The sequence below is a fragment of the Amycolatopsis sp. NPDC005232 genome (assembly GCF_040607795.1).
Lineage (GTDB): Bacteria > Actinomycetota > Actinomycetes > Mycobacteriales > Pseudonocardiaceae > Amycolatopsis.
The window spans coordinates 24,915-39,034 of the sequence record NZ_JBEXHL010000037.1; the positions used below are offsets into that span (position 1 = coordinate 24,915).

The window sequence follows — 14,120 nt, forward strand, 5'->3', positions numbered from 1 at the left end:
CCACGGAGGCGACCGTGGTGGCTTTCGGTGTTCAGAGCATCAGAGCTCGTAGAGACGCTTCCAGTTCTCCCGCGAGGTGAGCTCCGGCATCGCGCGCTTGTACTGCTCCTGCACGCCCGCGCCTTCCTTGCGGAGCCGCTGGATCGTCTTCGCACCGCGCCGGGCGAGGTCGAACATCTTCACCTTGTCGTACGTGCGCACGCGCACGCCTTCCTGCGAAGCGTCCGTGACCACGGCCGTGTCGAACAGCGCGATGTGCCACCAGTGCGCCTCGTCGATCGGCACCGCGCCTAGGCCGAAGCGGCTGCGGCCGAGCACGCGGTCGATCACGCGCTTGATCAGCACCAGGCGCTGCATGCTGGGCCGCGGCGCGCTGTTGATGATGCCGATGTCGTTGGACGCGATGCCCGGAACGTCGGTGGCCTTGTGCCGCTTGGTCTCCGGGTACTCCCCGCGGATCCGGCGGATCTCCTTCATCGCGGCGACACCGCCGTCACGCAGGACCTCCGGACCCTCGAGGAAGTCCTCGACGGCCTTGATCAGCGTGGCCGACAGGCCGTACTGCATGCCCAGCAAGTAGCGCACCAGCTGCGCCAGCAGCACGCGCGACAGCAGGTTCAGGTTGAACGGCGAGTGCAGCGCGGCGGTGATGATCGAGTTGCGCAGGTTGAAGTACCGGTGCCACTCGTCCCAGTCCTTCCAGTGGAAGTCCGCGTGCCACACGCCGGCGCCCGGCAGCGTCACCGTCGGGAAACCGTACTCACGGGCCCGGTAGGAGTACTCCGCGTCGTCCCACTGGAAGAAGAACGGCATCGGGTAACCGATGGCCTTCACGACCTCGTAGGGGATCAGGCACGACCACCAGCCGTTGTACCCGGCGTCGAGGCGGCGCTCCTGGCGGTTGGGCTTGAGGGTCTCCTCGTCGACGCCCAGCAGGTCGGCCGTGGACAGCGAGTGCGTGACCGGCTGGCCCGGCTCCAGCGTGTTCAGGCGCGCGTACTCGGCGCCGACGTGCAGCTGGTTCGGGTGCAGCAGGTTGAGCATCTGGCCGCCGACGATGATCGGGTTGGCCGCGCGGTTGGAGAACGCCGTCATGCGCACGACGAGGTCCGGCTCCAGGAGCACGTCGTCGTCCATGAACAGCACGTTGGCGTGCTCGGTGGCGGTGTGGCCGGCCACCTCGTACAGGCCGCGGGTGAAGCCGCCGGCGCCGCCGAGGTTCGGCTGCTTGATGTAGTGCAGCTTGTCGCCGAGGTCCTTCGCGACCTGCTCGAAGCCGTCGCGCGACTCGACGAGGTCGGTGCCCTGGTCGGCGACGTAGATGGCGTCCAGCGTGTGCAGCGACGACACGTCGGCGGCGAGCGCCTGCAGGTTCTTGAGGCAGTCGTCCGCGCGGTTCATCGTGCAGATCGTGACCGCGGTCGGGCGGATCTTCTCCGGCGCGTCGACCGTCCAGCGGACCTGCTCGACCCGCAGCGTCTGGCCGCCCTCGGTCTCGAGGTCGAGCCACAGCGCGCCGCCGTCGTAGAACTTGTCGAGGCTCGCCGTCATCGTGACCTTGCGGGCCTTGGCGCCGGAGACCTGCTCGGCGTTGACCACGCGGGCGTCGCCCTGGAGGTCGGACGCGCCGACCGAGAGCAGGCCGTCACCGCTGACCACGGCTTCCACGGTGACCGAGGTGACCGTGGTCCAGCGCTGCCAGTAGCTGGCCGGGAAGCGGCCGAAATAGGTGTTGCCGGTGACCTTCGACGACGGTTCGACGGTGAGCGCGTCGCGGTCACGCACCGCGGAGCCCCATTCGAGCTCGGCGTAGAGGTCCTTGCTGACGATCGGCGCCGGGCCGGCGTACAGCCCGCGCTGGGCCGTCAGCCTCCCTTCGGGCGCGTGCTCCGCGAACCGGGTCTCGCCTTCGGGGGCCGCCTCCGCGACCGGGGCTGCTTTACCGGGCATCGAACTCAGTTCTCCTTTACCGGCCGCTCACGAAACACGACCCACTTGAGCATGACGAAATTGATCACGGTCGCCGTCGCCTGTGACACGACCCAGCCGAACGTGGCCTTCCACGTCGACTCCGGGAGCAGGTGCAGCATCCACTGGTTCACACCGACCGCCACGAGGAAGGTCACGGCGTAGAGCAGGATGAAGCTGCCGACCTGCGTGCCGCCATCGCGACGGCCGCCGGCGAACGTGAACCGGCGATTCAGGAAGAACGCCGTGGTCGTACCCACGACGAAGCTGATCGCGCGAGCGATGTCGACCCACGGCACCGCGTCCATGCCGACAGCCCTGAGCAGCGAGTATGTACCCAGATCGAGCAGCGCGCAGAACCCGCCGATCAGCCCGAAGCGGATGAGCTGACCGAGCAGACCGGGGCCAACCGGTGTTGTCACCGTCGTCTCACTCTGCGGTTCCGTAGCCACCACTGGAATACCTTCTCGGCTCGATGCGTCGTCGTCTCGGGAAGCCCTGTCCGTGTCGACTTTGACGCGCGGACGCTTGTGCCTTGATGCGCAAAGTGTAGAAGCGGGCACTTCAGGGTCACGTTCCGGGCGTCCTAGCGCGTGTCTACTCCTACCCGTGCCCCCACCACCACCCTCAACGGAGGCGCTCCGCACCAGTGTGTTTACTGGATGGGTGACCCAGACACCCGACACACAGCGACGCACGCTCACCGGCTGGGGCCGCACCGCCGGGACCGTCGCCGACGTCCTGAGCACACCTGATGTCGAGACCATCGCGGCCGCCGTCGCGTCGGCCGGCCCTCGCGGGGTCATCGCGCGCGGCCTCGGCCGCTCCTACGGCGACCCGGCGCAGAACGCCGGTGGCCTGGTGGTCGACATGACCGCGCTCGACCGCATCCACTCGATCGACCCCGACTCCGGCCTGGTCGACCTCGACGCCGGCGTGAGCCTCGACAAGCTCATGCGCGAGGCGCTCCCCCACGGCCTCTGGGTGCCGGTGCTGCCGGGCACGCGCCAGGTCACGATCGGCGGCGCGATCGCCAACGACATCCACGGCAAGAACCACCACTCGGCCGGCAGCTTCGGCAACCACGTGGTGTCGATGGACCTGCTCACGGCCGACGGTCGCGTCCGCACGCTCACGCCGGACGGCGATGAGGCGGAACTGTTCTGGGCGACGGTGGCCGGTATCGGCCTCACCGGCATCATCACGCGCGCCACCGTGCGGATGAAAAAGACGGAGTCGGCATATTTCTACGTGGACGCCGACCGCACGTCGAGCCTCGACGAGACCCTCGCGCTGTTCACCGACGGTTCAGACCTGAACTACGACTACTCGATGTCGGTCCCGGACCTGATCTCGTCGGACTCGCGGCTGGGCCGGGCCACGTTCTCGCGCGGCTCGCTCGCCACGCTGGATCAGCTGCCCGCGAAGCTGCGCAGCGAACCGCTGAAGTTCGACGCGCCGAAGCTCGCGACGCTGCCCGACGTGTTCCCCAACGGCCTGGGCAACAAGCTCACCTTCGGCCTGATCAACGAGCTGTGGCAGAAGACCGTGCCCAAGAAGGGCGTGCGCGGCAAGGTCCAGAACCTGACGCAGTTCTACCACCCACTGGACATGATCTCGGAGTGGAACCGCGCGTACGGCTCCAAGGGCTTCCTGCAGTACCAGTTCTCGGTGCCGTTCGGCGCGGAAGACCAGCTCAAGGCCATCTGCCGGCGGATCGCGACGTCGGGGCACTACTCGTTCCTCAACGTGTTCAAGCGCATGGGCGACGCCAACCCGGCGCCGATGTCGTGGCCCTCGCCCGGCTGGATGCTGAGCGTGGACTTCCCGATCAAGACCGGCCTGAGCCGGTTCTGCCTCGAGCTCGACGACGAGGTGCTCGCCGCAGGCGGCCGCCTGTACGCCGCGAAGGACTCGCGGACCGGCGCCGAGACGTTCGCGAAGATGTACCCGCGGCTCGAGGAGTGGCGCAAGGTCCGCGCCGCCGTTGACCCCGAAGGCGTTTTCGCCTCTGACATGAGCCGGAGGCTCGCACTGTGATCGACGCCGTTGGCAACCCCCAGTCCCTGCTGCTGCTCGGCGGCACGTCCGACATCGCGCTGGCCATCGCGGAGAAGTACCTCGCGGAGAAGCCGCTGCGGGTCGTGCTCGCCGCGCGTCCGTCGCCCCGGCTCGACGCCGCGGCACAGCGCCTGAAGGATCGCGGCGCTGAGGTGTCCACTGTGGACTTCGACGCCAAGGACACAGCTTCGCACCCCGCCGTGCTCGACCGCGCGTTCGCCGGCGGCGACATCGACGTCGCCGTGGTCGCGTTCGGCCTGCTCGGCGACCCCGAGGAGGTCTGGCAGGACCACGCCAAGGCCGTGGAGCTGGCGACCGTGAATTACGCGGCCGCCGTGTCGGTGGGCGTGGCGCTGTCGGAGAAGCTCAAGGGCCAGGGCCACGGCACGATCATCGCGCTGTCCTCGGTGGCCGGTGAGCGCGTGCGGCGCTCGAACTTCGTGTACGGCTCCACCAAGGCCGGCTTCGACGGCTTCTACCTGGGCCTCGGCGAGGCACTCGCCGACCACGGTGTGAAGGTCACCGTCGTCCGCCCGGGTCACGTGAAGACCAAGATGACGGCAGGACTGAAGGACGCTCCCCTGGCCCAGACCGCCGAGCAGGTGGCCGACATCGCCGTGGCCGCGGCGCGCACCGGCAAGGACTTGGTCTGGGCGCCGGCGCAGTTCCGGCTGGTGATGTCGGTGCTGCGGCACGTGCCGCGTCCGATTTTCCGGAAACTGCCGTTCTGAGAAGGAACGCCCGAGGCGGGACCTTCGTCGCATATGGTGGACGAAGGTCTTTCACCTTTCTGGGGGTTCCACCATGCCGGACCAGGCAGCGCGGCTCGACGCCGTGCTCCAGCGGTTCCAGGAGCAGGCGGCCCGCGCCGCCGAACTCAAGGACCAGATCGCGAACCTGCGCGGGCACGCCCGCAACGCCGACGGGTCGGTGACGGTCACCGTCGCCCCGTCGGGTGCCGTGCTCGGGCTGCAGCTGAGCCCGCAGGCGATGCGGCGCTCGCACACCGCTTTGCAGCAGGAGATCCTCGGCGCCATCCGCTCGGCAACACAGCAGGCCGCGGCGGCGCTGAACCAGACCGTGGAGCCCGTGCTGGGTGAGCGGGCGGAGCAGTTCCGCGAGGCGTTCAACGCGCACGTCGAGCCGCTCGGGCCTAGTGCGCCGCCGCCCGCCAGCTCGCTGGCCGGGCCTGGGCAGCCTGGGCAGCCCGCTCAGCCGCCGCAAATGCCGCAACCGCCGCAGAACGCTCGGAACCGGGCGAACCCGCGAGCCGTCGAAGACGACGACTTCGGGGGTCCCATTCTTCGGCGGGAGTGATCGTGACCAGTGGGTTCAAGATCGAGCCGGCGGCGCTGAACGCGCACGCGAGCGGCTCGAAGGAAGCGGCCGGGCACTTCGGCAGCCTCGCCCAGCTGCTGCAGCAGGCACGCGTGAGCGACGACTGCTTCGGCCCGCTCGGCGAGCTGATGGCGTACAAGTACTTCGACTCGTTGCAGGAGTGCCAGGACCTCGCGGACCAGGCGAAAACATTCCTGGACGCGATCGCGGACAAGACCACGATGGCAGCACAGGCGTACCAGGGCCACGAGGACGCGACCACCGACGCCGTGACCGGGCTCGGCAAGGAGCTCGCCGACGGCGGCAGCGGCGCGGGGTCGCTGTCGGACGTGAACCACGCGGGCGACGCGGGCCGCAAGAGCTACCTGGAGCAGAACGGCGGCTACGGCAGCTCGTGGCTTTCGACGTCGACTGAGGTCTCGCATGCCGGCAGCCCGCCCGACGTGGCGATCGCAGCCGTGCACACGCGCATGGAGCAGATCCAGCTCGTGACGAGCCCAGGGCAGTCGTTGATCGACAACGGGCTCGGGTTCCTCATCGGCATCGTGATCAGCCCGCTCGTGGAGTTCGTGCTGGAACCGGCGATCGGCGACCCCGAGCAGATGCGCAGCACCGCGCAGGGCTGGGCGCAGGTGGCGCAGTGGCTCGACGGCGTCGGCGAGCACGAGCAGAAGCGCGCGGACCTCACGAAGGAGCCGTGGGAAGGCTCGGGCGGCGACGCGTTCCGCAAGCAGATGGGCGAGTTCTCCGAGGGCGCCTCCGCATTCGCGGACGAGGTGCGCGGGCTGCAGCAGATCCTGGAGCTGGCCGCGGACCTGTTCGACGCGTTCGTGGAGATCGTGATCGACATCCTGCAAGAGCTGGTGATGGGCCTGATCATCGAGTGGCTCGCGGCGCTGGCGGCGTCGTGGATCACGGCCGGCGCGTCGGTGGGGGCCGCGGGTGCGGCGACCACGGGCGAGGTCGCGGTGACCGGCGGACGGCTCGGGATGAAGGTCAAGCAGCTGCTGGGCAAGCTTCGGCCGCTCATCGAGGAGCTGGAGAAGATCCTGCAGAAGCTGCGGACGGGGCCGTTGAAGAAGGTCGTGGAGCGCGTGGAAGGCCTGCGCAACGGCAACTTCCTCGAGAAGCGCGTGGCGGACATGATCGACAAGAACCCGCTCGCGAAGATCCTGACGAAGGCCGACGCGGCCACGGGGGCTTCGCGCACGGGCAACCGGTTCGCCAACGCGCTGGGGATCGGTTCGAATGGCGCGGATGCGTTGACCACCAACCTGACCGAGACCGGGCTGCGGCTGGCGGGGATGAGCGGGACTTCGAGCGTGGGCAAGGCGGCGTGGCGGGGCAGCGCGGGCAACATCGCCGAGCAGGGCATCGAGCAAGGTGTGAAGTACGGTTACAACCAGTCTCAGACCGAAGGTGAAGACGAGCGCCGCGAGGCGACCGACCGAGGGTTCTCACTCGAAGAATGAATCTCGCCGATCCCCTGGGTGCCGCCACGCAGGCGCGGCCGCACCTGCGTGCTGACGAGCGGTTGTTGTGGGCCGCGTACGGCGGTGTTGTCGGGTACGCCGTGCGGGGCCTCGATGAATTCGGGCAGCCTGCGAAGAGCTTGCTGCGCAAGGTCGGATCCGGCGTGGCCGGCTTCGCGGGCGGGGTCGTGGACGCGGCACTGTCCAGTGAGGACAGTGGCAGCGGCGGTTCCGTGCCCCAGGAGCCGTCGGTCGTGGTGTTCGGCGATCGAACGGGCATGGCGGCCGAGGGGCTCGCGCGCGGGTCGCGGGCGTCGTTGTGGGCGCTGACGTCGACGCGGCTGGTGTTGTTGCGGGTCGTGGTGGCGCCGGAGCCCGTGGAGGAGCCGGAGAAGTCGTTGCTGGGCAAGGCGATGGGCTTCGGGCGCGGGATGGCGAAGTTCGGCAAGGACGTGGCGGAGATCGTCACGGACCGGCGCAAGACGTACGGCGCCAACCGCGAGGGTGAGCCGGTGGCGGTGCGGGAGTTCGAGGTGGCGGCGTCGCTGCCGCGTGAGCAGATCGCGGGGTTCGCCGTGGCTTCGCGCGGCCGTGAACCGGGCCTGCGGATGTTGCTTGTGGACGGTTCCGGGCTCGACCTGCGGTTCGGCGTGGCCGAGCCCGAGGCGTTCGACTGGCTGCTGGCCCGCACGAACGGAGCCGCGTGATGCGCGCGCAGGAGCTGAAGCAGGCCGGCGAGGTCGACGAGATCATCGAGCGCGACTACGCGAAAGTGTGGCTGCGCAAGAAGGAACGGCTGCTGCTGGGCTGTCCGCCGGCGCACGGCCACGTCGTCGCATGGGTCGGCGGCACGCTACACCTGCCGTACGCGCCGGCGCGCGAACCGGTGAAGGTCACGACGGCGCCGGGCCGCTGGCCGACGCCCGCCAGGCTGCCCGACGAGGACTGGACCGACGACCCGTCGCTGGCCTACCGCGTGGAAGCCGCGGCGCCTACGGCAGTGGCCGTGCGGATCGCCGACCACTTGGCGTTCTCGGCCGGCGCCGCGCGCCTGACCTGGACGGATCGGCGGCTCGCGCTCGTGTACCCGACGAAGTTCGTGGCCGAGCCGGACACGAAGGACTTCTTCGTGACGGCCGAGGAGTTCCCGGCCGACGTCGTGGCGCGGCTCGACGCCGTGACCCCCGGCCGCAGCTTCCCACCCGAGCCGGGGATCCGGTTCACCTTCGCCGACGGCTCCACGCTGACCCAGCGTGACCTGGTGGCGCCGATGAAGGTGCGAAGGGCCCTCTCGCGTCGCTAGTGTGCCGATCGTTACTAATCGGACCACAGTCACGGCCGAATGGCTTCGTGGCAACGGTTACGTCCCGCGTGGGGGTCGGCCTGCTTTTGGCCGGACTGGTAACGGGCATCAACCGATCGGTGGATGCCGGGTGGCCGGACCGACGATGGCTCCGGCCCGCGTTCCCCCGAAGACTCGGACGTATGGGTAAAGACTTCCGTTCGTCCGCGTTCGCCCTGCTCATCGACATCGGCGCACCCGTCGGGGGCTACTACCTGCTGAGGGCGTTCGGCGTGGTGCCCGTGTGGGCGCTGCTGCTGAGCGGCCTGCCGCCGGCGTTGCGCGTGCTCTACACGGCCGTCACGCGGCGGCGAGTGGACGGGATGGGCTTGTTCGTGCTGGCGATCGTCGCCGTGAGCGTGGTGACGACGCTGCTCACCGGCGACGCGCGGCTGCTGCTGGTGCGCAACGCGTGGTTCAGCTCGCTCGCCGGCGTCTGGCTGCTGGCGAGCCTGGTCATCGGCCGCCGGCCGGTCACCTACGAGGCCGCCCGCGCACTCCTGCCGGGCAAGGGCGCGCAGCTCGACGACGCGTGGGAGCAGCGGCCGTCGTTCCGGCGCCTGTGGCGGGTGCTCGCCGTGGTCTGGGGCGTTGGCGGACTGGTGCACAGCGGCGTGAGCATCGCCATGGCGTACACGCTGCCCATCGACGACGTGCCCGCGCTGGACACGGTGGTGTCGATCGCGTTCTTCGTGCTCCTGCAGGTGGTCACGCAGGTGCTGCTCGTGCGCGAGGGTTCGATGCGCACGGTGTGGCAGCGGCCGGCGACCGTTCGCTGACCGGTCACTGCCCGCGCGCCCGCGCCAGGTAGAGGTGCTGCGTGCCGGCGCGGGGTGAGTCGATGGTCCAGGCCGCCAGCGCCGTCGGCGGAGGCGCGCGCGGCGTCGTTTCGAGCACCAGGTCCGGGGTCGTGGGCGCGACGCCGTGGTCGAAGTGGTGGAAGTTGGCTTCGATCAGGGCCCGGCCGAGCTCGTTGCTGCGCAGCTTCGTCTCGGTGATCGCGGGGTCGACGGCACCGCGGTCGGAGAACTCGCCGACGAGGTGACAATCGCACGCGTACGCGAGCGCGCCCGTTTCGCCGGGGCTCTCCACGGCGCGCCCTTTCGCCAGCGTGGCCAGCTGCGTGCCGATCTCGCGGTACTCATCCGTCGCGGCGAGGTTGCCTGTGATCGGCGCGAACCGTCGCGGCAGACCGGGCGCCACGTACACGCCGACCGCGGCGGCGAGCGCCAGCCCCGCCGCGGCCGCCGCCGGGACGCGGTGCGGCGTCACACAGATCCACGCCGCGAGAAACACCGTCGCACCAACGATCGCGGGCGCGTACGACCACGGATCAGGCGACGCGACCACGATCGAATGCACGATCCCGGCCCCCGCGAGTACGGCAAACGGCCGAGTGGCTTCATCCCGGCGGACCAGCGCCACGATGGCCGCGAGCGGCACCGGCAGAAACGAAATCAGCGTGGCGGCCGGGAAGTCGAGCCACGGCACCGTCGGCTGCTGAAAGACGACGGTGTCCGGCACCGCCGACCCGAGCACGAACCAGCTGAACGCAAACCACGGCACCGCAACGACAAGAGCCGCGAATGTCGTCCGCCAGACACCCTCCCAGAACCTCGGCCGCGCCACGAACACCACCAGCGCGACCACGAGCAGATCAACCCGCACGAGCAGCAAGGCCCCGGAGGCAAACCCCAGCGCCGCCGACCGCCGTTCCGTCGCGAACACCAGCACCCACACCGCAGCGGCCGCCGCCAGCAACACCTCCAGCCCGACCGCTGACACGAGCAGCGGGTTGAGCAGCAAGGCGGCGAAGGCGAGCAGCACGAACTGGTGCGGGAGGCCGGTTTTTTCGGCGAGCCTGTTGAGTCCCGTCGCGAGCAGCACCTGCGCGGCCACGAACACCACGCCGGCCCCCACCACCGCGTCGCGCACAACGACCGTCACGGCGGCCACAGAGGCTACGTGCAGCGGTGAGGTGGCCGTGTTGGCCGTGTCTTGCTCGACGAGGCCCCAGTGGCCGTGCAGGGCGAGGTTGCGGGCGTAGGACAGCGTGACGTACGCGTCGTCGACCAAATGCCGGCTGGCCAGCAGGAACACGGTGGCTGACACGGCCGCGACACCGAACGGCAGCCACCTGTCGATGGCCGGCCGGACAACGGTGTCGCTTCGCATCACGCGACACCGTACCCAACCGCCGTGATCTTCCTGTGACCTATGTCCGGAGCTTCGGCCCCTTCAGGCCGCGCACGAGCTCGCGCGGGACCGAGCGATCAGATCCCGTCGCCAGTCCCGGTTCCGGTTCCCGTTCCGTTGCTGGTTCCAGTACCACCGGGGCCACCAGGCCCACCCTGGCCGAACCCAGGCCCACCACGGAAATCTCGGTACCCGCCACCACCGCCATCGCGGAAGTGCGACATCCCCGGCCGCCCGTCGTGCTGAGTCGCGGCCATGACGCCACCGACGATCCCGCCGCCGACGAGCAGCCCCAGGACGCCGACACCGACCAGCTGGGTCACCCGGTTGCCCACGAACCGGCGGAACCCGCCGGGCCGGCGAGCCGGCTGCGGTGCGCCCCACGCACCAGGCGGAGGCTGCTGACCGTACGGCTGCTGCGGCATTCCAGGCTGCGGCATTCCAGGCTGCTGCGCGCCGGGCTGCTGCACACCCGGCTGCTGCGTTCCAGGCTGTGGAGCTCCTGCCTGCTGCTGTCCCGGCGGGACCTGCTGCGGCCCCGGCGCCTGCTGCCCGCCGGCGCCAACCCCCTGCTGCTGGTTCTCCGCCGTCACGTGCGTGTCGTCCCCAGAACCACCAGCAGCAGCCGCACCACCGACACCGGGCTGCGAACCCTCCGCCGTCGCATCCTGCGGCAAACCACCATCACCGGACTGCTCCGGCGGGACCTGGTCACTCATCTTCGGCTCCTCCGGCTGAAGTGGGAACGAGCGGCCTGCTCGCCCCCACGTCCGAGGATGACCGGTATTTCTGTGCGCAGCCTGAAGCTCAGCTGTCTAAATTCCAGCGCAATTCACAGGTAGAACGACTCACAGGTAGAACGACAGGAACAACGTCACAACCCACGTCAACCCGAGCACCTGCAACACCCGGTCCCGCAACGCGATCTCGTCCGGCGCCCCGGCGTTGCCACCATCGACGTCCACGGCGTACCGCAGCACAGCGATCACGAACGGCACCATCGACACGACAGCCCACAGCGAATCGTGCTCCGCCTGCCGGATCTCGAACGCCCACAGGCAGTAGGACATGATCAGAATGGCCGCCGACGTCGCCCACACGAACCGCAGGTAACTCGCCGAGTACTTCTTCAGCGACGACCGGATCTTCGCGCCCGTGCGTTCGAACAGCATGATCTCCGCGTAGCGCTTGCCCGCCACCATGAACAGCGAGCCAAACGCCGTGACCAGCAGGAACCACTGCGACATGGCGATCCCGCCGGCGACACCACCGGCAATCGAGCGCATCAGGAAGCCCGAGCCGACGATCGCGAGGTCCACCACCGGCTGGTGCTTGAGCCCGAAGCAGTACCCGAGCTGCACGGCTTCGTACACGCCGAGCACCACGGCCAGCTCCCAGCTCGCGGTGAAGGACACCGCGAGACCGGCCAGGAAGAACACCACCGCGGCGGCGTAGGCCACCGGCACCGGCACGATCCCGGCCGCGATGGGCCGGTTGCGCTTCGTCGGGTGGGCGCGGTCGGCGTCGACGTCGACGGCGTCGTTGATGAGGTAGACCGACGAGGCCGTCAGCGAGAAGGCCACGAACGCGATCAGCGCGTCGATGACCAGCTCGGTGCGGTTGGTCGCCTTCGAGAACGCGAAGAACGGTGCGGCGAACACCAGCACGTTCTTCACCCACTGCTTCGGACGCGCAGTCTTGATCACGCCCAGCACCAGCGCCACGGGGTTCGTGCCGGCCGAAGCGGCAGCCGGGGTCGCCGGCTCCGAAACGGCAGCCGAGGACGCGGCTGCGTCAGCGGCAGCTTCCTCGGTCTCGACCTTCACGGCTTCGTCCGCCTTCGCGGATTCAGCCGGGTCGGTCGAGTTCTCGGCACGCTCGTCGGTCGTTTCGCTCATCGTCTCTTCAGCTTCCGTCGGATCAGACCACCGACGAGGCCTCCCAGGGCCGCACCGGCCAGTACGTCGGTCGGATAGTGGACGCCGAGCAGCAGCCGCGAGGCCAGCATCGGCGGTACGAGGGCGGGGACCAGGTTACGCCCGGTGAGTCCGGAGTAGAGCACTGCCGCAGCCGTCGTGGACGTCGCGTGCGAAGACGGGAAGCTCAGCTTGCTCGGCGTGCCGACCAGGACCTCGACGCTCGGGTGGTCCGGACGACGCCGCCTGACCACGCGTTTCACCGCGATCGAGGCGGCGTGCGCGCCGACGACGCCGACGGACGCGACGAGCCAGTCCTTACGCCGCGGCTTGTCCACCGCGGCGCCGATCAGGCCGAGCGCGAACCAGCCCGCGCTGTGCTCGCCGAACAGCGACATCCCGCGCGCGACCTGCACCGTGCCCGGCTTCTTCAGGAAGCGCTGGGCCTGGGACAACACAGCGACCTCACCACTCGGTTCGGCCGCCGGCGTCACGACGGGAGTTCCGGCCTCGGCCGGAACAGCACGCTGCTCAAGCATCGATCGACCCGTCGAGGGGCTTGCCCTCGGTGAGGTGCGGCGCGATCTTGTTGTCGAACATCGACAGCGCCGAGCCGATCGCCATGTGCATGTCGAGGTACTTGTACGTGCCAAGGCGGCCGCCGAACAGCACGTTCTTCTCGCGGGCCTCGGCCTTGGCCAGTTCGCGGTAGCTCTCGAGCTTCTCGCGGTTCTCCGGCGTGTTGATCGGGTAGTACGGCTCGTCGTCTTCCGTCGCGAAGCGCGAGAACTCGCGGAAGATGACCGTCTTGTCCTTCGGGTAATCCCGCTCCGGGTGGAAGTGGCGGAACTCGATGATGCGGGTGTAAGGCACTTCCTGGTCGTTGTAGTTCACGACCGGGGCACCCTGGAAGTCACCGGTCTCCGCGACCTCGGACTCGAAGTCGACGGTGCGCCAGGTGAACCGGCCCGCCGAGTAGTCGAAGTAGCGGTCCAGCGGCCCGGTGTAGACGGTCGGCGTGCCCGCCGGGATCTGGTCGCGCACGTCGAAGTAGTCGACGTTCAGGCGGATCTCGATGTTCTCGTGCTCGGCCATCTTCTCGAGCCACGCGGTGTACCCGTCGACGGGCAGGCCCTCGTAGGTGTCGTTGAAATACCGGTTGTCGAACGTGTACCGGACCGGCAGGCGCGTGATGATGTTCGCGCCCAGGTTCTTGGGGTCGTTCTCCCACTGCTTCGCGGTGTACCCGCGGATGAAGGCCTCGTACAGCGGACGGCCGACCAGCGAGATGGCCTTTTCCTCGAGGTTCTCGGCGGCGTCGGTCTGGAACTCGGACGCCTGCTTGGCGATGAGCTCGCGGGCCTCGTCCGGGGTGTGGGACTTGCCGAAGAACTGGTTGATCAGGGCCAGGTTCATCGGGAACGAGTAGACCTGGTCCTTGACCTTGGCGAACACCCGGTGCTGATAGCCGGTGAACTCGGTGAAGCGGTTGACGTACTCCCACACGCGCTTGTTCGAGGTGTGGAACAGGTGCGCACCGTACTTGTGCACCTCGATACCGGTCTCGGGCTCGGCCTCGGAGTAGGCGTTGCCGCCGAGGTGGCTCCGGCGCTCGAGCACCAGAACCTTCTTGCCGAGCTCGGCCGCGGCCCGCTCGGCGACGGTCAGCCCGAAGAAACCGGACCCGACGACGACGAGGTCGTAGCCGGCGAACTCGTGTTCAGTAATCTTGGCGGGGTTCGTGTGCTCGCTCACGGGCGCCCAGGGTACGCAGTCCTGACACCGTGGCCCGAACCGACCTCGGCATACCGCCGGCCGTACCGCACC

At 69.0% G+C, this 14,120-nt stretch carries 14 protein-coding genes; 7 read left to right on the forward strand and 7 right to left on the reverse strand.

Annotated elements, in window-relative coordinates; all coding sequences use genetic code 11:
- Positions 1-39 precede the first annotated feature (39 nt).
- Entirely contained in the window at positions 40-1,950 is a 1,911-nt protein-coding gene (locus ABZU76_RS42530) for a glycosyltransferase (protein WP_220245622.1), read from the reverse strand.
- A 5-nt stretch (positions 1,951-1,955) separates the two neighbouring features.
- Positions 1,956-2,423, reverse strand: coding sequence for a GtrA family protein (locus ABZU76_RS42535; RefSeq protein WP_354881286.1), 468 nt, complete (start codon positions 2,421-2,423; stop codon positions 1,956-1,958).
- 211 nt (positions 2,424-2,634) lie between these two features.
- Here ABZU76_RS42535 and ABZU76_RS42540 point away from each other — a divergent pair, with 211 nt between their 5' ends.
- From ABZU76_RS42540 to ABZU76_RS42570, 7 genes are all read left to right on the forward strand, one after another.
- Positions 2,635-4,008 carry an FAD-binding oxidoreductase gene (locus tag ABZU76_RS42540; RefSeq protein WP_354881289.1) on the forward strand — a complete coding sequence of 458 codons (1,374 nt, stop codon included), beginning with the start codon at positions 2,635-2,637 and terminating at the stop codon, positions 4,006-4,008.
- Positions 4,005-4,760 carry a decaprenylphospho-beta-D-erythro-pentofuranosid-2-ulose 2-reductase gene (locus ABZU76_RS42545; protein ID WP_354881293.1) on the forward strand — a complete coding sequence of 252 codons (756 nt, stop codon included), beginning with the start codon at positions 4,005-4,007 and terminating at the stop codon, positions 4,758-4,760. The genes ABZU76_RS42540 and ABZU76_RS42545 overlap by 4 nt, the downstream gene beginning before the upstream one ends.
- A 73-nt stretch (positions 4,761-4,833) precedes the next feature.
- Complete coding sequence (locus ABZU76_RS42550) at positions 4,834-5,346, forward strand: YbaB/EbfC family nucleoid-associated protein (RefSeq protein ID WP_354881296.1); 513 nt, start codon at positions 4,834-4,836, stop codon at positions 5,344-5,346.
- A 2-nt stretch (positions 5,347-5,348) separates the two neighbouring features.
- Complete coding sequence (locus ABZU76_RS42555; protein WP_354881299.1) at positions 5,349-6,839, forward strand: WXG100 family type VII secretion target; 1,491 nt, start codon at positions 5,349-5,351, stop codon at positions 6,837-6,839.
- Positions 6,836-7,546, forward strand: a complete 711-nt coding sequence (locus ABZU76_RS42560) for a hypothetical protein (RefSeq protein WP_354881302.1) — start codon at positions 6,836-6,838, stop codon at positions 7,544-7,546. The genes ABZU76_RS42555 and ABZU76_RS42560 overlap by 4 nt, the downstream gene beginning before the upstream one ends.
- Positions 7,546-8,142, forward strand: coding sequence for a hypothetical protein (locus ABZU76_RS42565; RefSeq protein WP_354881304.1), 597 nt, complete (start codon positions 7,546-7,548; stop codon positions 8,140-8,142). The genes ABZU76_RS42560 and ABZU76_RS42565 overlap by 1 nt, the downstream gene beginning before the upstream one ends.
- Before the next feature lie 182 nt (positions 8,143-8,324).
- Positions 8,325-8,960, forward strand: a complete 636-nt coding sequence (locus tag ABZU76_RS42570; RefSeq protein WP_354881307.1) for a VC0807 family protein — start codon at positions 8,325-8,327, stop codon at positions 8,958-8,960.
- Positions 8,961-8,964: 4 nt separating this feature from the next.
- On the opposite strand, the gene ABZU76_RS42575 is transcribed toward ABZU76_RS42570, so the two are convergent.
- The 5 genes from ABZU76_RS42575 to glf all read right to left on the reverse strand — a co-directional run bounded on the left by ABZU76_RS42575 (position 8,965) and on the right by glf (position 14,048).
- Positions 8,965-10,356, reverse strand: a complete 1,392-nt coding sequence (locus tag ABZU76_RS42575) for a hypothetical protein (RefSeq protein WP_354881310.1) — start codon at positions 10,354-10,356, stop codon at positions 8,965-8,967.
- A 98-nt stretch (positions 10,357-10,454) separates the two neighbouring features.
- Positions 10,455-11,096, reverse strand: a complete 642-nt coding sequence (locus tag ABZU76_RS42580) for a hypothetical protein (RefSeq protein ID WP_354881313.1) — start codon at positions 11,094-11,096, stop codon at positions 10,455-10,457.
- Positions 11,097-11,225: 129 nt separating this feature from the next.
- Positions 11,226-12,275 (reverse strand): decaprenyl-phosphate phosphoribosyltransferase, encoded by a 1,050-nt coding sequence (locus tag ABZU76_RS42585; RefSeq protein WP_354881316.1) that lies wholly within the window; start codon positions 12,273-12,275, stop codon positions 11,226-11,228.
- Positions 12,272-12,832, reverse strand: a complete 561-nt coding sequence (locus ABZU76_RS42590; RefSeq protein WP_354881319.1) for a phosphatase PAP2 family protein — start codon at positions 12,830-12,832, stop codon at positions 12,272-12,274. The genes ABZU76_RS42585 and ABZU76_RS42590 overlap by 4 nt, the downstream gene beginning before the upstream one ends.
- Complete coding sequence (gene glf / locus ABZU76_RS42595) at positions 12,825-14,048, reverse strand: UDP-galactopyranose mutase (protein ID WP_220245612.1); 1,224 nt, start codon at positions 14,046-14,048, stop codon at positions 12,825-12,827. Before glf ends, ABZU76_RS42590 begins: the two co-directional genes overlap by 8 nt.
- Positions 14,049-14,120: the final 72 nt, after the last annotated feature.